The 19,437-nt window shown below is 40.1% G+C and carries 18 protein-coding genes and 1 pseudogene; 4 read left to right on the forward strand and 15 right to left on the reverse strand.

Features of this window, described 5'->3' with window-relative positions; genetic code table 11:
- Positions 1–25 precede the first annotated feature (25 nt).
- On the reverse strand, positions 26–667 hold the full coding sequence (locus ABRT01_RS13135) for an endonuclease III domain-containing protein (protein WP_269411032.1): 642 nt from the start codon (positions 665–667) through the stop codon (positions 26–28).
- Positions 668–856: 189 nt separating this feature from the next.
- On the opposite strand from ABRT01_RS13135, the gene ABRT01_RS13140 reads away from it, so the two are divergent.
- Positions 857–1,549, forward strand: coding sequence for a GntR family transcriptional regulator (locus ABRT01_RS13140; protein WP_269411031.1), 693 nt, complete (start codon positions 857–859; stop codon positions 1,547–1,549).
- A 20-nt stretch (positions 1,550–1,569) separates the two neighbouring features.
- On the opposite strand, the gene brnQ is transcribed toward ABRT01_RS13140, so the two are convergent.
- Entirely contained in the window at positions 1,570–2,925 is a 1,356-nt protein-coding gene (gene brnQ, locus ABRT01_RS13145) for a branched-chain amino acid transport system II carrier protein (RefSeq protein WP_367747724.1), read from the reverse strand.
- A gap of 259 nt (positions 2,926–3,184) precedes the next feature.
- On the opposite strand from brnQ, the gene pdxK reads away from it, so the two are divergent.
- Positions 3,185–3,997 carry a pyridoxine/pyridoxal/pyridoxamine kinase gene (gene pdxK, locus ABRT01_RS13150; RefSeq protein ID WP_269411029.1) on the forward strand — a complete coding sequence of 271 codons (813 nt, stop codon included), beginning with the start codon at positions 3,185–3,187 and terminating at the stop codon, positions 3,995–3,997.
- A 208-nt stretch (positions 3,998–4,205) separates the two neighbouring features.
- On the opposite strand, the gene ABRT01_RS13155 is transcribed toward pdxK, so the two are convergent.
- From ABRT01_RS13155 to fadH, 8 genes are all read right to left on the reverse strand, one after another.
- Complete coding sequence (locus ABRT01_RS13155) at positions 4,206–5,471, reverse strand: MFS transporter (protein ID WP_269411028.1); 1,266 nt, start codon at positions 5,469–5,471, stop codon at positions 4,206–4,208.
- Between the two features lie 154 nt (positions 5,472–5,625).
- Positions 5,626–8,367, reverse strand: coding sequence for a UPF0182 family membrane protein (locus ABRT01_RS13160; protein WP_367747728.1), 2,742 nt, complete (start codon positions 8,365–8,367; stop codon positions 5,626–5,628).
- 163 nt (positions 8,368–8,530) lie between these two features.
- Positions 8,531–8,860, reverse strand: a complete 330-nt coding sequence (csaA, locus tag ABRT01_RS13165; protein ID WP_269412426.1) for a chaperone CsaA — start codon at positions 8,858–8,860, stop codon at positions 8,531–8,533.
- A 107-nt stretch (positions 8,861–8,967) separates the two neighbouring features.
- Positions 8,968–9,726, reverse strand: a complete 759-nt coding sequence (locus ABRT01_RS13170) for a GNAT family N-acetyltransferase (RefSeq protein WP_269411027.1) — start codon at positions 9,724–9,726, stop codon at positions 8,968–8,970.
- Positions 9,727–9,753: 27 nt separating this feature from the next.
- Complete coding sequence (locus ABRT01_RS13175) at positions 9,754–10,461, reverse strand: hypothetical protein (protein WP_367747732.1); 708 nt, start codon at positions 10,459–10,461, stop codon at positions 9,754–9,756.
- A 16-nt stretch (positions 10,462–10,477) separates the two neighbouring features.
- Complete coding sequence (locus ABRT01_RS13180) at positions 10,478–11,377, reverse strand: ATP-binding cassette domain-containing protein (protein ID WP_269411025.1); 900 nt, start codon at positions 11,375–11,377, stop codon at positions 10,478–10,480.
- A 178-nt stretch (positions 11,378–11,555) separates the two neighbouring features.
- A complete protein-coding gene (locus ABRT01_RS13185; RefSeq protein ID WP_269411024.1) occupies positions 11,556–12,335 on the reverse strand; it encodes an enoyl-CoA hydratase/isomerase family protein in 780 nt (259 codons plus the stop codon).
- 25 nt (positions 12,336–12,360) lie between these two features.
- On the reverse strand, positions 12,361–13,140 hold the full coding sequence (gene fadH, locus ABRT01_RS13190) for a 2,4-dienoyl-CoA reductase (protein ID WP_269411023.1): 780 nt from the start codon (positions 13,138–13,140) through the stop codon (positions 12,361–12,363).
- Between the two features lie 318 nt (positions 13,141–13,458).
- On the opposite strand from fadH, the gene ABRT01_RS13195 reads away from it, so the two are divergent.
- Complete coding sequence (locus tag ABRT01_RS13195; protein ID WP_269411022.1) at positions 13,459–13,812, forward strand: DnaJ family domain-containing protein; 354 nt, start codon at positions 13,459–13,461, stop codon at positions 13,810–13,812.
- 48 nt (positions 13,813–13,860) lie between these two features.
- Here ABRT01_RS13195 and ABRT01_RS13200 read toward each other — a convergent pair.
- From ABRT01_RS13200 to pgsB, 5 genes and pseudogenes are all read right to left on the reverse strand, one after another.
- Positions 13,861–13,956, reverse strand: a pseudogene (locus ABRT01_RS13200) (DUF72 domain-containing protein); the annotation flags it as partial.
- 2 nt (positions 13,957–13,958) lie between these two features.
- Positions 13,959–15,572: a gamma-glutamyltransferase family protein gene (locus ABRT01_RS13205; protein ID WP_269411021.1), complete on the reverse strand. Its 1,614-nt coding sequence runs from the start codon at positions 15,570–15,572 to the stop codon at positions 13,959–13,961.
- Between the two features lie 5 nt (positions 15,573–15,577).
- On the reverse strand, positions 15,578–15,730 hold the full coding sequence (locus tag ABRT01_RS13210) for a hypothetical protein (RefSeq protein ID WP_367747738.1): 153 nt from the start codon (positions 15,728–15,730) through the stop codon (positions 15,578–15,580).
- A 14-nt stretch (positions 15,731–15,744) separates the two neighbouring features.
- A complete protein-coding gene (gene pgsC / locus ABRT01_RS13215; RefSeq protein ID WP_269411019.1) occupies positions 15,745–16,197 on the reverse strand; it encodes a poly-gamma-glutamate biosynthesis protein PgsC in 453 nt (150 codons plus the stop codon).
- 189 nt (positions 16,198–16,386) lie between these two features.
- The gene (gene pgsB, locus ABRT01_RS13220; protein ID WP_269411018.1) at positions 16,387–17,586 is read right to left on the reverse strand and encodes a poly-gamma-glutamate synthase PgsB; all 1,200 of its coding nucleotides are present in this window, start codon (positions 17,584–17,586) and stop codon (positions 16,387–16,389) included.
- A 1,029-nt stretch (positions 17,587–18,615) separates the two neighbouring features.
- Here pgsB and ABRT01_RS13225 point away from each other — a divergent pair.
- Complete coding sequence (locus ABRT01_RS13225; protein ID WP_269411017.1) at positions 18,616–19,203, forward strand: cell wall hydrolase; 588 nt, start codon at positions 18,616–18,618, stop codon at positions 19,201–19,203.
- Positions 19,204–19,437 lie beyond the last annotated feature (234 nt).

The following is a 19,437-nucleotide window of genomic DNA, read 5'->3' on the forward strand; positions in this document are numbered from 1 at the left end:
CGTCTGTACAGCCAAGAATAACTACTTATTTGCTACGTTGTTCGCAAATATCTTGTAAAGGACAATGCTCACATCGCGGCTTAACCTGACAAAATTCTTTCGCATGTTCCACGAGCAGCGCATGAAATTCCTGGTAAACAAGCAAATCGTCCCCCAACTCTGCCTCAACTTGCTGTCTAAGGGCATCATAACTATCTGGCAGTGACCAGCCAATCCGATAGAATATCCTGCGTGCATAGGCGTCAACAACAAAAATAGGTTTAGCAAAAGCATAAAGCAAAATAACATCAGCTGTCTCTCGGCCAATTCCGTTTATTTGTAATAACTCCTGTCGCAATACTTCCCAATTAAATGTTTTGATATATTCCACACTGTAATCGTATCGTTGGAACCACTTCAAAAATGCCTTGATCCGCTTTGCCTTCACACGGTAAAACCCACTGGAACGAATCAGTAACGCTAACTCCTCAGTTGGCATTTCATCTAGCTGTTCAGGTGTCAAAAACGGTTTTGCATGATGCAATGCCTTCTCCGCATTACGCCAGTTTGTATTTTGTACCAATATCGCCCCAACCATCATCTCAAACACTGTATCTGCCGGCCACCAGTTTTGCATCCCAAAATAATTGTGTAATCTGTCATAAATTTGTGTAAATCTCTGTTCCAAGTACACACCTCCTTAGAAATGGCGATGTCCGTTATTTCTCTCCTGATTCAGCAACATCCCGATATATTGCATATTCCCAACAAGCTATTTTTCATGTATACTAATAATAGATTATATTACGTGTAGATTTCATACGATACGCAACTCCATGACTGAAGAGAAATACATTATTTTAGTTAGGGTGATATCATGCCAATACCAACTGATCATGCAAAGCCAATTCGTAAATCAGCCAAGGAAAATACATTCAATCAATTGCAACAATGGATTATCGATGGCACATTACTTCCGGGCGAGAAATTAAACGATAAAGAACTTGCTGAAGCATTGGGCGTAAGCAGAACCCCTGTCCGGGAATCATTACAACTTCTTGAGGTTCAAGGCTTTGTCCATATGTACCCCGGTAAAGCGACACAAGTATCTGAAGTGGAAAAAGACGCCATTAAAGATCTGCTGCCCCCGTTAGCTGTTTTACAGGGGTTATCCGCTGAACTGGCTATCGCCCATCTTACCGATAATGTACTTACCAGACTTGAAGAAATCAATGATCAATTTGCCAAGGCCATCCGGGCGGAGAGTTATTTTGCTGCCTTAAAAGTAGACGAAGCATTTCATCAGGTTATTGTAGATACGGCAAATAATCCATATATCGATACGATGGTTGCCATGTTGCAAGCGCATGTCAGACGGCAGTTTTTCCATAACGCAATTATTTTAACCGAAAAATCAATTGATGAACATAACGCTATCATTCAACTACTTAGAGAAAAAGACAACACAAATGTTGCAGCAGCTATGCGGGAAAACTGGTTACGGGCCATTGGAGAATTCCAATCGCTACAATCAAATGAAAGCGCAAATGAAACAAGCTGGACCCTGTAAAAGGATCCAGCTTGTTTCATTTAGGCATTAGCAGTAGATAGTTTTTGGACACGAACAATAATACCTGTAATAGCAATAACAACCAGTGCTGGAATTAACCAGCCAAGCCCCTGATCATACATTGGCAGCGACTGTTCATAAAAAGAAACAATTGGCTTCATCCATCCAAAATAATCGATTCCCAATGATTCGCACAATGATTTCAAACCATCGAAAATACTGATTAGAAAGGTTACAATCGTTGCTGAAATATAAACGATTCGTGAATGATTAAACAAAGGTGACAAAAAGGCTAATACTATTAAGACAATTGCCAGCGGATACAGGAACATTAATACAGGTTGGGAAAAAGTAATAATGTTAGCCAATCCAAAATTGGCAACCACAAATGTTAAAGTTGAAAAGAATATAACATACATTTTGTAACTGATTTTTGGAATGAGTGTATGGAAATATTCCGCACAAGCCGTTATTAATCCAATACTTGTCGTTAAACATGCCAATGTGATAATAATTGCCAATAATACCGATCCCAAAGCACCGAAGTAATAGGAAGCAGCACTGCTAAGTACCGGGCCACCCGTATCAAAGTAGCCAAATGCCTCTGTACTTGTTGCACCCAAATAGCCAATTCCGATATAAATCAATGAAAGTAAAGCAATCGCTACAATACCAGATTTGATCGTTGCCCGTAAAATGCCTTGTTTGGATGTAACCCCCATGGAACGAATGGCGTTGATCACAATAATCGCGAATACCAACGAAGCAAGTGCGTCCATGGTATTATAGCCTTCCAAAAAGCCCGCTACGAATGAGCCATTTGAATATGCCTCTGTCGGTCCCTGGATGCTGCCCATTGGTTTAACAATAACCATAAATAGCAAAATACCAAGTAAAATAACAATCCCCGGAGCAAGAATTTTCCCAACATTATCAACCAATTTTGCCGGTTTCAATGAAAATAATAATGTAATTGCGAAAAATAAAATGGTAAATATCAACAGTGCAATTTGCTGATTCCCGTCACTAAAAAATGACGAGAAGCCGACTTCATATGCCACCGTACCTGTCCGTGGCGCAGCAAAGAATGGTCCGATCGTCAAATATAGCAAGGCGGTAAAAAATATCGCGTAGGTCGGATTAATCCTGCTGGCAAGTTCCTGCAGGTTTTTACTGCCGGAAAAGCTCATGGCCAGGATACCAAGCAACGGCAGGCCAGTTCCAGTTATTAAAAACCCTATGATTGCCGACCAAAGATTAGTACCGGATTCCTGACCCAACTCTGCCGGAAAAATCAGATTTCCTGCACCGAAAAACAACGCAAATAGCATAACCCCGATTACAACATGAGTCGAGAATGATAGTTTTGTCTTCATGTAATTTCTCCTCTTTAGATGTAGTTAAACCTACAAAATTATATATTACCCGTTATTTATATGCAATATATCGCTGACCTTTATATTACAAGATTCGACAAAAAAATGCAACACATTACTGTAAATTTTCTAATTAATTTCATATATTTTTAGAAAAGGTATGTGTTATCTTGTATTAAGCTCAATTATAGTTCCATTGCTTTCATTCACCGGTAATTTGTTATATTCTATTTATATTACATCACAAGGGGGATTACAAATGCCAATGAAAAAAACACTTACCTTGGCCGGTTCAGATTCCAGCGGCGGTGCAGGTATACAAGCAGACTTAAAAACGTTTCAGGAACTTGATGTTTACGGGATGAACGCACTTACATCCATTGTAACGATGGATCCGGATAATTGGAGCCATGGTGTGCATCCGATTGATGTTGACATCGTGGAACAGCAGCTAAACACGATTCTCTCCGTCGGTATTGATGCCATGAAAACCGGGATGCTTGGTTCGGTGGACATCATAGAACTAGGCGCCCGTAAAATCGATGAATTTGCTTTGGATAAAGTAGTCATTGACCCTGTTATGGTATGCAAGGGAGAAGATGAGGTTTTGCAGCCGGAGAACACGGACGCCATGCGCGAGTTATTGCTTCCCCGTGCAACGATCACCACTCCAAACCTATTTGAAGCTGGACAGCTTGCACAAACCGTACCGCTAAAAACCATTGATGAAATGAAGCATGCGGCCGTAAAAATCCATGAGCTTGGAGCTAAAACAGTGGTCATCAAAGGTGGTACAGCTCTTGACCATGATAAAGCCGTTGATCTCTTTTATGACGGATCCGACTTCACATTGCTGGAAAATGAAAAGATCGACACCTCTTATAACCATGGTGCCGGATGCTCATTTGCAGCCGCAATTACTGCAAGTCTTGCCAAAGGGCATTCCGTAAAAGAATCTGTTTCCATTGCTAAGGACTTCGTTGCAGCGGCAATCAAGCATGGCTGGAAGTTAAACGAGTTTGTTGGTCCGGTTATGCATGGTGCATATAATAAATTTGGCAAAGAGAAATAACGACACAAGCAACTATTTGTTGACTAACTTGGGATAAAATATTAAAACAAAGCCAGGAAAGATGTCCTCTTCATCCTTCCCGGCTATTTGCTTTGTTTAAAGTACTTAAAGTATTCTATATAACATTCTAGCATTTCCACAATTGCACCTGTTTTGATTTCTGCTTCACCTTACTATACAGCATTTAAGTACCACCCCAACCCCAAGTCTAACCTTTCGTTTGTACCGTTTCACGCCGCATGGTGGGAAAGACAAGCTGTTTCGGTAATTGAAAGGACACGATCCCGGCAGCCATTAGTAAGGCCACGGTTGCACCAAAGGCGATAACATGGGTCCCAAATGTTTCATAACCCCAACCGCCTAGAAACGAGCCGATAGATGCACCAATTTGATGGGAAAAATACGCCCACCCATACAACATCCCTAATAATTGAACGCCGTACAAATCACCGAGAATAGCCGAGGCGGTTGCAGTTGAACCAGCCCATACCAATCCGCCGATGATTGCCACACCATAGAGTTGCCAGGGTGTAACGGCAAAAACGAGGCCAAGAAATCCAAATCCCCGGACAACATAAATCAAGCTTAAAAGGTTTTTTCGAGGATAGCGGTCCGCAATTTCACCAAGAGCCAGTGTACTAAAAATTGCTACAAAACCAATCAGACCTACCCCGAATGAGGCTGTTGTTGGATTAAAACCATGATCCGTCAGCATCGGAACCCCGTGGGAGCCAAGTAGATTCATGCTAAATCCACAGGCAAACAAGCCGATGACAATTTGCCAATATGCTTTGGTTTTCAAAGCGTCTTTCATGGTAAGACCTGGTTGCCTTTGTTGATCCTTTTTCTTGCTATTTGTCATATCTTTACCCTTTAAATCGGCTCCATCTGGTACTTCCTCTCGCATTACGAACAACGCGGAAGGAATAACCAGCACAATAAATAGTGCGCTGAAAATTAATAAGGTGTGCTGCCATCCAAATGAACCAATTAAAATTGTTTCCAATGGTGTCACCAACGCAATTCCTGCCATAGCCCCAGTTGTCATATAAAAGAGCGCTTTTCCCCTTTGTCGGATGAACCATTTACTAATAATCGGTGTCAATGAAACGGGGCTCATGAAGGAAAGTCCCAGTGACAGAAGTATACCAAATGACAGTAAGAAAGAGATGGTACTTTCAGCTCTAATTGTCCAAATAATAGCACCGCATGAGAAAACCATCCCAACTAACAAAATGGCCCGGGTACTGATATGTTTTAACAGCATTCCCGCCATCGGCATGCCCACCCCGTATACGATCATGCTAATGGCAATGATAAATGAGAATTCAGTTCGGGACATTGCCGTATCTTCCAAAATCGGTTTAACAAGCGGGCCGATTCCCAGCCGAAGCCCATTGGTGAGCAAGGTAATAATCGAGGCTGCTGCTACAATATACCAACCGAAATATATTTTGTTTCCACCATTACGCACCGTTTCCCCTTCTTTCTATTTCGAAAATTCAATTTGATCCTTTCATTATATTCCTGGAAACATTTGAACTCAACCCATTGGCTTTACAGTTCATTTTTTATACCATGTAATGAGGGGTGCAAACGATTTGCACCCCTCATTTAATTTCATCATGTTACTCTTCATATTCCCCTAACTGATCTTCAATTTGTTTCATTAGTTTACCGGCTTTTTCCCAATCTCCGTCAGATAGGGCCTTTTGATAATCATCAAACGTTTTGGCAAACTCCTCTAATTGCTGATCTGCTTCACTCAGTGGCTCTTGTGTATCCGGTTGCTCATCTTTCTCATTTTTATCCTCTTTCTTATCCCCTTCTTGATGATCCGGATCCACCAAATCAAGCATCCGGTCGAGCGCGGTATCAAAGTCTTTTTCCATCACAATTTTATCCCCATAAGCCAGCACCACTTGTTTGACTTCTGGCAGTGATGTCGCGTTGGACGACTCAATATAAATTGGCTCAACATACAATATAGTATCTTCAATCGGTACAGCCAGCAAGTTACCACGGATGATATCCGATCCACCCTGGGCCCAAAGGTTTAATTGCTTGGAAATATCACTGTCCTGATTGATCCGGTTTTCAATTTGCTGTGGACCGTAGATGTTTTTCTGCTTTGGAAAACGGTACACAAACATTTCCCCATAATGGTCACCATCATTACGAACACCAATCCAGGAAATCATGTTCTGCCGTTTCTTCGGTGTATATGGGAGCATTAAGATAAACTCTTCGTTATCTTCTTCCTGCAGCTTCATCGTCATGTAATACGGTTCCATCTCAATATCTTCATTGAAGTATTTTTCAGTTGGAAATTCCCAATAATCCTCTCGATTGTAGAACACTTCCAAATTCATCATATGGTAGGTACCATACATTTTCGCTTGAACTTTAAACAGTTTCTCCGGATAACGAAAATGTTTCTTGATATCGTCTGGTATATCCGTGGTGAATAATGATGGAAAGATCTTCTGATAGGTCTGTATCAGTGGATCATCCGGCTGCACCACATAAAATTTAACCTCTCCCGTATAGGCATCCACACTGACCTTTACCGGGTTCTGAATATAATTGGTATTTCCTTTGTATGGCTCGGCATACGGATATCGTTCCGCAGATACATAAGCATCGATCATCCAAACGAGACTGCCATCATCACGGACAACCATATATGGATCCTTATCGTAACTGAAGAATGGAGCAATCCGGTTTACCCGGTCCATGATATTTCTTGTATCCAGCAGTTGACTCTTATCAGTAAGCTGGTCCGATACAAGCATCCGGAAAGAACCTTCATTTAGCGAAAACAACAATCGTTTAATTCCTTTCATCGGAATCCCGGTATCTGCATCATAACGAGTTTCCGCATTATCATCACCAGTTGGATAATCAAACTCATCTACCTTACTATTGACGATGACATTTTGATACGATTCCTCACCAAAATATATTTGCGGACGTTTAATATCCAGTACACCCTTTGGGGGTAAGTCTTTCATCATATATTTTGGCTGACCCTGTTCCGTCACTTGATTCACGTGACTCATGGCTACCCCATATCCATGCGTATAGCGTAAATAACGGTTGACCCATGTTTTTGACTGATCGGGCAAATCGTCTGTACTCAATTCCCTTGCACCAAGAAATACCTGTTCATAATCTCCATCGATTTTATACCGGTCAATATCAACATTGTTAAATTTATAATAGGTTCGAAATGTCTGTAACTGATTATAAACCTCAAGAAGCGGCCTTGAGTCATTCATCCGGACGTTATCAAGTGTTTGTTTATTTCGTTCAACCATATCTTCATTTAACGAATAATTTCCCGGGTGCTCCTTGGTATCCACCTTATCCAAGTCGTATGCACTTCTGGTAAAGTTGAGATTATGCTGCAAATACGGGCTTTCCTTGGAAAACTCATTTGGCGACACAAGAAAACTCTGAACCAATACGGAAGCTGCCTGCCCAACAATCGCTAATCCGACATAGGCAATAATCGGAATAACCATTGCGCCCAACCTTCCCCGTACTAAGGCAACAATCATCCAAATGACACCGACAATAGCTACAAATGCCAATACATAGGATTTCGGTATATTAATCAGATGATCGGTATAACTTAACCCGTGAACAACACTTTCCTGAAAAATATTTACCCTGCTTGTTAGAAGTGTCTCATACGGTGCCAGCAAGTGATTACCCGCCAGTAGTATTCCAATAATGGCCAGGGTAAACCCAAGTTGCAATTGTGCGGGTCTGCTTAACCGGTACATATGAAAGACAGAGTAGGCTCCTACCTCAATCATAAATAAGAAGATACTTAAGGATAATAATAGATAAATAATAAATTTCAAGAATGGCAAAATAAACATGTAAAAGGAAATATCCCTGTTAAAAAAAGGATCCGTCTTGCCAAAAGAGGCATGGTGAATCAGTTTCAACCAACTTTCCCAGCCAAAGCCTTGTGTGATCATACTGCCAAATAACCCAATAAAAACAGAAATACCCAGCGTAATGAGCGTGATCCATTTACGTTGCAATAGAATTGGCGGTAACTGATGTCGGTCAAAATGCTTCAGATATGACCGGCGAATCCAAAATAATGTGATAAAAGTGCACGCTGCAAACAGAAGGAAACCAATGATTCCAAGGAGAATTTTGCTTCCTAAAGTAGTGGTGAAAATCTGCTCAAACCCCAGAGAATCCATCCAGATATAATCTGTCAGCACTTTAACCGAGGATAAGCCGACTACAGCAAGCAATATAATAATGAGAACGACATATCCAATCCAGTTCATTGGCTTTTTCCATTTTGTAAACGGGTTACGCCGAAACGTTCGTCTAAACTTCAAAAGGAAAACTCCTCCCTCTACTTCTCTTTAACTCTATGATACTTGAAATATGAAAAGAAGCAAAACATATCCTAACCAGTTTTTTTCTTAATTCCGGATAGAAAAAAAGAGAAGTTTCCTTTCTAAGGTTGCTTCCCTTTTAGATTTAGGATTTATCCCCATATCACGAAATTGGCGAGCCGTTCTTAACCGGTTCATCCGGGCGCAAGAGGACCACATCCCCTTCTTCCGGTGTTCCGCCCAATACCAGCACCTCGGATTTAAACCCGGCAACCCGCATTGGTGGAAAATTCACCACGGCTGCCACCTGGCGATTGACGAGCTCCTCTGGTTCGTATCGCTTGGTAATTTGGGCAGAAGACCGTTTGACACCTAGCTCACCAAAATCAATTTCCAGTTTAATCGCCGGTTTTCTTGCTTCCGGAAAGGGTTCTGCCTTTAATACCGTCCCAATACGGATATCCAATTTTGTAAAGTCGTCGATGGTAGCCATCATATGTACCTCCTTTGTCAAAGCTTTTATTAGATATACTTTATCAAGAAAGCGGTTGTACAGCAAAGAAAAAACGGATTGATAACCGTTCTCATTGAAGCGAACTATCAAACAGGAAAAATTTTTTGCACTTCATATTGAAAACCAAGGTAATTGTAATGCTGTTTACGATACATTTCTTTTGGAGTATCCTCCCCATCGGCAACCAATATCACAGTCTTATCCGGGAAGGTCTGCATCACGTATTGTTGTAACCTGCTGCCAATCCCTTTTCTTTGGAATGATTCTCCAACGTGCAAACCATCAATTTCTACCGTATCATCGGCAATGATGACATCGACTGATCCAGCTGGAACACCTTGATAATAGGCAATCAACTGGATGATAGCAGGATCCTCCAATTGACGGCGGGTAAGGTTAACCCGTTGATCTGCAAATTCCTTCCCAAATTGCAAATCTTGCCGATACCGCAAAGCAAGAAATTCCTGTACATGGTTGCCTCTCACCTGATAAACCTGGATGTCCGGGTTGTCAGCTATTGACGGAAACTGACTAGGCTGGATCGCGTATAATTCCAGAAAACCAACATCATAATTCAGTTTACAAAAATAATTTCTTAGCTCCTCGCTTAGCTTTTCATTTTCAGGAAAAGTAAATTTGACATGATGTTGTCCGTGCTGCAAATGAAAATCTCTTAAGTATTTTTCTGTTTCCATGAATGTTGTTAGTGATGGCATGCTTTTAAAATCAATAAAATTACTATCATAACGAATAAGCATTTCCGGATAATGGAATTGCCGATATTGATCCGTTTCATGAATGACATGACCGATTGTTTGGATGTTTTGGAAGGTTATTTTTGTCATAACAGGTATCTTAACCTTTCTTATTAATTAGTATAAACCCTTTCGTACCTTGACCTTTAAAAAAATATAAAACAACAGAACAGAGTATGCTATCACATACAACCACTTTAGCAATGTAATAGGTCCCAATTTGATCGTTTCCTCTCCAAGAATATCCAAAATCATAAAGGAAGGAGGTAGAACCCACGTAACTAAAGCAAATGAATCAGGCAATACATTCTCGATACCGCTACGCACTAAGGAAACAACCAATATTAGGGCCAATAACAACCAGGAGCTGAGTGTTCGACTGTGAAACGCCCGACTGAAAAAAACCGCTATGGAAATGCTTAATAGTGAAATAAGTATAAGGGACATGAACGCAATGAAACAATCCAGCACTGTAACAGAACGGTTGAATGCACCAATTATAAGCGGGTAAATAACGGCAAATAGAGATAGTAACGCGGCAAGGAACAAAATAGACAGGATCTTTGCACTAAATACCTTAACATAACTGTTTGCATGCAACATGGTGATTTGCTGTTGAACAAGTTCCTCAGTATCCATTAATGTTATGGCAAGCCACGCAACTATAAGATAAAGCGCAGCACAAGCAATCGCAAAGCTGTCAAAAACAGGATTCGGTACATATGTATAGGAAACAATTGTCCAAATAATAAAAAGCAAAACAGGAGGCACAAACGAATAAGTCCGGATGTAATCTTGCAACATATACCTTATCATATATCTCATATCATTCACCTGCGTTCTATTTATCCTTCATTTCCACATGGACCTCTGTCGGACGGGATACAAATTCCAATGATCCACCAAGTTCGATAATTTGTGCTACAATTTGGTCGCTACTGGTAGAAATCACCTTTATTTCATATGTCGTTGAAGAATGGCATTTATAGTCAATGATATCCCGAGTGTTTTGAATAAATGGATGGAATACCGTTGATCTTCCAGAAAATTCAATTGAACGGAAATAGTTGCCTTCAACAATCTCTTTGATTTGCTGCTTTGCGACATTAATTGTCCGATCAGCTATTTGTTCTTTTAAATAAGGTTCATGACAAGTGAAGATAATCGATTTACCTTCTGTTTTTAATTCCACTAATAATTTTACGAATTCCTCCTGTGACCGCGAATCCAATCCGGATAGTGGCTCATCAAGCAAAATTATATCTGGATTGGATAACAAAGCCTGCATGATATTAACCTTTTGCTTATTCCCTTTCGACAGGCGATGTATGACAACATTCTCATATTCTGTTAACCCGAATTGTCTAATCAACGCATTCATTCGAGAATGGAGTGCTTTGGTTTCAAGTCCCGCTATTTTCCCCATATGTCTTAGGTATTCTTTTGGTGTAAATCGTAGCGATTCGGGAGGCCGTTCTGGAACGTAACTTATTTTATTAGTCAATCGATTGATTTTTCCTATAGTTGGCACGGCAAAGCCCGCGATCAATTTCAAAAGCGTACTTTTACCTGAACCATTCTTACCAGTAATCGCAATGCATTCATTAGCTCTTATTCCTAAAGAAACATCTTTCAGTACCTTTTGTTTATTTATGGTAAAGTCAATATTTATTAGTTCAATCAAATTCATAATGTGCTCCTGAAAATAGCCTTTTTTAAATTTTAACATTTCCTTAAACATAGTGCTTGGAATTTACTCCTATGTCAATGGAGGAGAAGTTCGGGTGCTAATGAAAAAGTAAAGCAAAAACATCAAATAAATGCACAAGTACTTTAGTTGCAAAGCCTATGATATTTCGAGTAAACAATATATGAAACTATTACCAACAGCTATCAATTTCATACATAGTAGAAACGCTCTACTTCCCAACAAACTCAGGTTTCCGTTTCTCCAAAAATGCCTGAACGCCTTCTTTTACATCTTCCGTCCCGAAGCATTGTTTAATAAATGCATACTCCTGTTTTAAAATTGTAATAAGCTCAACATCAGGACTTGCGGTAAGGAGCCGCTTCGACAGTGTAAGTGCAATCGGCGGTCCACTGGCTAGTTCCTCAGCTATGTCACGAATGCGATCCATAAATATGTCATCCGGGAAAACACTGCTTACTAAGCCAATACGTTCCGCTTCATCAGCTTGAATATCACGTCCGGTAAAGATCAATTCCGTTGCTTTTGCTTTACCAACGAGCCGCGGCAAAAAATAACTCATCCCGGCATCAGGATTTAACCCACGGCGGATATAACCTGTCGTTACTCGGGCACTTTGGGTCATGAAGCACAAGTCACATGCAAGTGCCAAAGATAAACCTGCTCCCGCTGCAACCCCATTAATTGCGGCAATAACCGGTTTATCACAATGGACAATACCCAATGCCTGCCGTCCAACCCAGCCCAATTCATCCAATTGTTCATGTCTTGTCGTAGATTTATCTTGTGCCATTGTTAAATCCAGCCCGGCACAGAAGGCCTTTCCTTTTCCGGTAATAACAACAACCCGGACATCATCATCGGCTGAAGCTTGCTGAAGGGCTTGTTCGATTTGTGTACTAAATGCATCATGAATCGCATTCATTCGTTCAGGGCGGTTTAGTGTCAATGTTCGGACGCCATTTTGCGTATCAATCAATAATTCTTCCATGGTTTAACTCCTCCACGTTAAAAAATTAGTTCTGCATAAACCTGTCATTTGCCATCCACTGCCCTCCGTCAATGGTCAAGCAGTCGCCATTAATATAACGGGACTGATCAGAGACAAGAAATGTTGCTGCCTCAGTCACATCGGTTAGTGTACCAACTACACCAAGCGGATTTTTCTCCTTAATACGTTGAACAGCATCGTCCGAGCCAAATAAAATCTCCGAACCACCAGTATGTTCGATCGGTCCTGGTGCCATCGCATTGATCCGGATTCCATATTTCCCCCATTCAACAGCAAGTGATTTGGTCATTGCCAAAATACCAGCCTTTGCCGATGCCGAGTGAACTACTCCTGGTGATCCAGTCCATGCATATGTAGCCACCATATTTAACATGACACCACCAGTTTTCTGCGCGATCATTTCTTTACCAATAATTTGGGTGCAATTCCAGGTGCCGTTCAAACAAATATCAATGACTGCTTTCCAACCGTTTGGTGACAAGTCTTCTGCGGGGCAGATAAAATTCCCTGCAGCATTATTAACAAGAACATCAATGCAACCATATGTATTTTTCGTCGCATCAACCGTACGCTGGACATCCTCCCGATTCCGTACATCCATCTGCACTGCCAATACTTCTACTCCTGTTTCATTCTTAATGTCTTTTTTGGCCTGATCTAATCTTTCTTGTTTCCGACCCGTAATCACCACATTGGCTCCCTCGGCTGCAAAACGGGTTGCCATCGCCTTTCCCATCCCATTGCTTCCACCCGTTATAATTGCTACCTTTCGTTTTAACGCCATAACAGCTCTTCCCCTTCTAGTCTGAAATCGCATACATTTTACTTAAATGAATATGCATTCAATTTGCTAATATTAGTGTAACATAGTTTTACAACCTTTTGAATTTTATTGCATTAAATGCCATATTGAGTTGTTCTGTCCAATCTTTTTTCATATCAATAAGCTTGTTAATCGTTTGGGAATTATTTAATTGCAATAAAGGGTTGATTAATATTGTATAAAAGAATGAACTCCCGTACGGTCCAAACATCCATATCAATACGTAAGATGAACTGGTATAATACTTATAACTACACAGGTAAACAGGAGGTGCACAATATGTATATGTTTGTTGAGGAAAGGATAAAAGATGCGATTGATAAGGGCGAGTTTGATGATCTTCCTGGTAAAGGTAAACGACTCAATCTACGAGAGGAATTACAAGGACTGTCTCCGGAAATTCGAATGGGGTATCGCATGCTAAAAAATGCTGGATATCTGGCGGAGGAAACGGACAAAAAAAGAAAAGACATTACCGTGGATGATCTGGTAACTGCAGCCACCGGGAATAAGGAAAAAGCCAATGTACAAAGCAAGACTAAATTTGACGCGTTTGTTAATCAAAGACAGTTAGATAAAAACAAAAAATTTGCCACATATGCCAAGCAAATTTACCAAAAATTATTTGGTTAAGTGGTGCATCTTGGTTATATCAGCGGGATGCGTAAGGACTGTCCCCCGTTAAAATAGTCGCAATTGTTTTGGTGCCAGTCCCTCATATTCAATTCCCAGCATTTCTTGAAATTGCTTAGCATTAACCCCCGCATCGCCGCCTGATTTTACGTACCATTTTTACTTTGCCATGATCCGTTTCTTCTTTTATCTGAACCACCGTGGATATGTCCGTCAATGATTTCTAGAGACTCGACACTCCCAAAATAAACGGAACGATAATTTTCAATGAGGTTAAAATCGTCATCTTTCCATTTATCTTTTACATCTTGCGGAATTTCCTCTTCCAAACGAATCGCATCATCATTCAATTCCATAAAGAACCTAGGTTTATCCACTGCGTCTTGAAGTGGAATTCCGAATTCAAGGTGTTGTACCAAGATACTTGTTAAAACCGAGGTGATCCTTCTCCCTCCTGCAGCACCAATTCCCAACACAGGTTGATCGTCCTTGGAAACGATGATAGGGGATGTATAACTAAAAGGACGTTTTCCTCCTTTTGGGCGATTTGATGAGGAATCACTAGTACTAAAGTTATCCAATTCGTTATTTAAAAAGAATCCACCGACACGTTCCCCGGATCCAAAGAAGCTACTTAAAGTGTTTGTTGACGACACCATCATGCCGTTTTTATCTATAATAGTAAAATGGGTGGTATTGGCATGATCCGCTATATCCCCCTTTGAATCCAGTTCCACTCGCAGATCATCGTCTTTTTTCCTTAGCATGTTTTTGATATGTTCATCGGATAACAATTCATCTAGATCCATATCAATTTCATTCGGGTCACCAATGTTTTCAATTCGGTCCTTATATGCTAATCGATTCATGGTTCCGATATTTTTAATGAAAGAATGTAGATTGTTCTCGTCCCACTCCAAGTGTTTTGCCATCAATAATTCCTGAGCAATCATAACACCTCCATTTGCGGGTGGAGGTAAATATATGCTATAACCCTTATATTCTATTTCTAGAGGTTCCCTTTTTTCGACGTGATAATTTCTCAAATCACTTAGCTCTATTTCCGGAACCTTCTCATGGATCATGTCTGCTATTTCACCTTTATAAAAGGCATCGGAGCCGTCCTTTTGAATCTGACGCAATGTTTCCGCCATTTCCAAATCCTTTATAATCATTCCCGGTTTCACCGCTTTTCCATGATGAAAATAAGGTAATGCCTCTGTATCTAATCGATTGGATGCGCCCTTTAATCGCTCATGTAATGTTTCAGAAACCTTGAACCCATTATTCGCCATTTCAATGGCAGGTTCCAGCAATGACTCCATCGGAAGCTTCCCATAATCATTGTGAACCGTTTCCATACCTTTTACAAAGCCCATAACGCCAATGCCTTTCTCGGGTAAGTCACCGTCTTCCGGAGCCGTTTCCCGATAGTCATAGACCACAGGCTTACTATCAGGATTCATGACCATAAGTGTTCCACCGCCTCCGATTCCGCCTAACGAAGGTTCAATAACATTCAGCACATAGGCAACGGCCACAGCCGCATCTACCGCATTGCCGCCATTATTTAGGACGTCCATTCCCACTTCAACCGCCATAGAGTTATCACTAGCCACCCCATATTGATGTTCATGATTCTCTTTTTTATTAAAAATATGGTAGGTGTTTTCACCCTTATTTGATCCTATAAGAGAAGGGACTATCATGAACAAGATAATCCCTAACACAATTGCTATATACCACCGCTTTTTCTTCATCACCATCACTTCATTTCATAAAAAATGACCGTCATCAAAGTTATCACTGCTGCAATCGAAGCATGTAAATCCGCTTTTTTCTGATGCATTTTCGTAAACCTTAACATCAATTGATGCAAAGTCAGCCGCTTTTTCTTTTTGTCTTCACTTAGTTCCATTCCTGTCATTCCCTTCAAACTATGGTATTATAGGTAAGAACAACCAAAAACGTTGATGCACTTAGGGCAATGGTACTCCCCACAGTAGGTATAACCCCTTGCCTTTGGATGGTATTGGCAATTAGACCCGGAATAACAACACCTAATGCCTGTAATTCAAATATGCCAAATGGTGTCGGGATTTGTACGAAATAATCAAATATGACTTTTAAAATGATACCAACTGTTAACATGGCAGTGAATTTTCGTCTTCCATATAAAATGGTATACCTCCCCACTACATGCATCACAATTAGATAGGTGATAAAGGCAATAAGCAGAGTTGAAATAATGATCATGGGTGAAGTAAACGTTAGTGCAAGGTAACCCGGGACTACTAACCCCGCTGGTAAAATCCCAGTCATTTCCGCATATATTAAGCTGAAGATAACCCCAACAGCTAATGCAATATAAGATTCTATATTCATTTTTTTAACAATTCCTCCCCGAAATTCTTTTAAGAGGATGTTCAAAAATTCCGGTAAAAATGACACTTCGAATTTCGTCGTTGGCTTGCTTTTCCGCTCCTCATGTACCTTTTATGTACACTCCGGTGCTCAAAGCTACGCCGCTTAGAACTTCTCGGTCCTTTTTATCCTCCTTTTTGAACACGCACTTTAAACGGTATAACTCATTTCTTTTTCTGGAAATACTTTAAATTCTTCTAACCTGGTAATTAACGGCTCCCCCGCACCGTGTATATTTCCGACACCGTAAATACAGTAACCACTAAGGTATTTTTGTAAGACCCGGGTTATCTCTTCTACGCTTGTTTCTTCTAGATCAACTATTTCCTTTGTTTTTATATGTCCCTGATTATAGCTTTCCATAATCGGACCAACCGTCTTTCCAATTAAAATTAACGATTCCATCTCCAAGTGAGGAAGAACGTCTGTTGCAAACTGTTCAGTGCGATCCACCCGATCCTCCCGGCAATTCATGATCACAACCAAATGATCACTCGGATAATGGCCTAACATATCAACCCTTTTATAAATATTCAACGTGGAAGCAGAATCATTGGCCGCAAAACCATTCACGAAATAGGAAGGTTGATATTTATTTCCGATTGGCAAAATTTTCATCGCACCAGGATCCGGATTTGCGTTTAACATTCCTCTTAATGCCACCTCTTCATCTATTTGTAAGGCTTCGGCAACTGCCAAAACCAAAGCAACATTGTCGGGAAAAACCATGTATTCAAATTGTAGAAGATAGTCTTCACTAACCTTTTCAGGATTGGCAACAATTACTTTAGTTCTACGTTTTTTCGCAATTTCTTTAAAATAGGATTCATATGGACTTCTATCAATAATTAAAAAGCCGTCATAAGGAATAGTGTTTGTGAATGCCTCGGCCACTTCACTCAGTGTCGGGCCCATGACATCCATGTGGTCTTCCAAAACATTGACGATTACACCAATATTTGCTTGCAACATTTTGTTCTGAAAGGTTTTTTGATAGTCGGGATTTACGGCCATACACTCACTTACCAGGGCATTTGCGCCTGCATCGGCAGCTAATTTAACAACCTTTTTTTGTTCCCTAATATTGGGGCCTTCAGGTCTTCTTTTAATAGGTTCTTCCTGGTCCCGATTCCAATAAATCATTCTTGCTGATGTTCCGGTTGTTTTTCCAACTGTATGATAGCCATCCTCCATTAGCGCCCAGGTTATTAATCGTGTTACGGTAGATTTTCCTCTAATTCCATTGACATTTATACGGATTGGTACGGCCTCAATATTTTTTTGGTGATTACGCTTTTCATAAACTCCTATTATAAATAAAACCAAAGATAATAAGACAACAAGGTACACGCAACATCCTCCTAAAGGTAATGAATTATTCTTTCTTCCCTCATTTCATACCAAAACTATTTTCAGAATTCCTTTATTAATCCCCTACCTTTTATTTCTACTAAAGTATGTAGCACGTAAAAAAATGTAAATTAGTGCAAGATGAAAAAATATTAATAGTGCATGTTCAAAAAGGAGGATAAAAAGGACCGAGAAGTTCTAGGCGGCGTAGCTTTGAGCACCGGAGTGTACATAAAAGGTACATGAGGAGCGGAAAAGCAAGCCGACGAGCTTCTTCAAAGGAAGGCCGACTAAAAACGGGCTTGCGCTCAGGCTTCGGCATACCCCTCATACCCCTTTTGCAGGGGCATGTCATTTTTACCGGACTTTTTGAACATCCTCTAATATAATATTTTTCGATAAGAGTCTGACTATTTATCAAAGTATCTTACAGACTAAAAATTCGAGCGTGCCCTACACTTTTATCGCATATGTAACAAAACACCAAAGATCAATCGCGCATTTTCGACCCATTACGAGCAAATTATAGTATAATGTCGACTCTTATACCATTACAGATATTCAACAAAACAGAAACAAAAATTTGATAAATTTAACATTAATTAGGTGATTATAACCGGTATATTTACCCCATATTTCATGACGATAGTTTATGAAGCGTAATGTTGTCCATCGACTATCACTTTCATTAAACCAAATTCATGTATAACAAAACGTTACACATTATTAAAATATTGTAGTAATAATAATTAATATGTAATATAAAAGCTCCCCTTCCAATATGAAGAGAAGCCTTTAATTTTTGGCGATCTTCAACCATACGCCCTATTTCCACAGTATAGAACACTTACTCTTATTCCAGATAGGCGCTTTTAATTGAACAAACGGGCACTTATTTTTTATTTCCATAACATTTCAATTGATCACAATTCAGTTAAATAATGTATTTAGCCCTTGTCATTATTTATCGATTGGTATAGATTTTATACATTCTATTCAATCTTTTGGAGTAAAGGGTTAGGTGATAAAATGAAAAAAATATTATTCTCGTTAATTGCAGTAGCCGCTGTCGTTTTACCAGCCAATCAAATTTTTGCTTATACGGTTCAACCCGGTGATAATTTAAGCAAAATTGCGTCAAATAATGATACAACTGTGCAAAACCTTCTAGAAAACAATACGCAAATTCCAGATGCAAATCACCTAAACGTTGGTGAAAGCATAAAAATTCCTAATAGCTCTAGCCATTCCAACAATAGTGCAGTAACCGATGAAAGAGAGACTTTAGCCAAACTTGTACATGCTGAAGCAGGTGGCGAACCAATGGCGGGGAAAATAGCGGTTGCTTCTGTCGTTCTTAACCGAGTCAATAGTCCCGAATTCCCCGATACGATTCATGATGTCATTTACCAACCGGGTCAGTTTACACCTGCTCAAAATGGTATGATAAATAATACGCCCGATGAGGTAGACTATCAATCTGTTGACCAAGCATTCGCCAATAGGGATCAAAACACTAAATCTCTTTATTTCTATAATCCAACTATCGCCACAGACCACTGGTTAGATCATTTACCTACCACGGAGATTATTGGTGACCATGTCTTCAAACAATAATTCAATCCCCCACTCAAACCTCTTACAGATAGTTTGAAGTGGGGGATTTCTACGGGATAGCTTAGAAAGAACTACCGCACTCCTTTGTTTATTTAAACCTAACCGAAATTAAGCCTAAAATTAATCAAAGACCTCTTCTCTGTTACCAAGAAGAATGTTTGTTTCACCCCCCGGATTTACTTCCCGAGGCCAGCAGATGGGGTCAAACCACAAGCAATCTTTGCCTGTTTAAAA

It is taken from the genome of Lentibacillus sp. L22, from assembly GCF_040812445.1.
Lineage (GTDB): Bacteria > Bacillota > Bacilli > Bacillales > Amphibacillaceae > Lentibacillus_C > Lentibacillus_C daqui.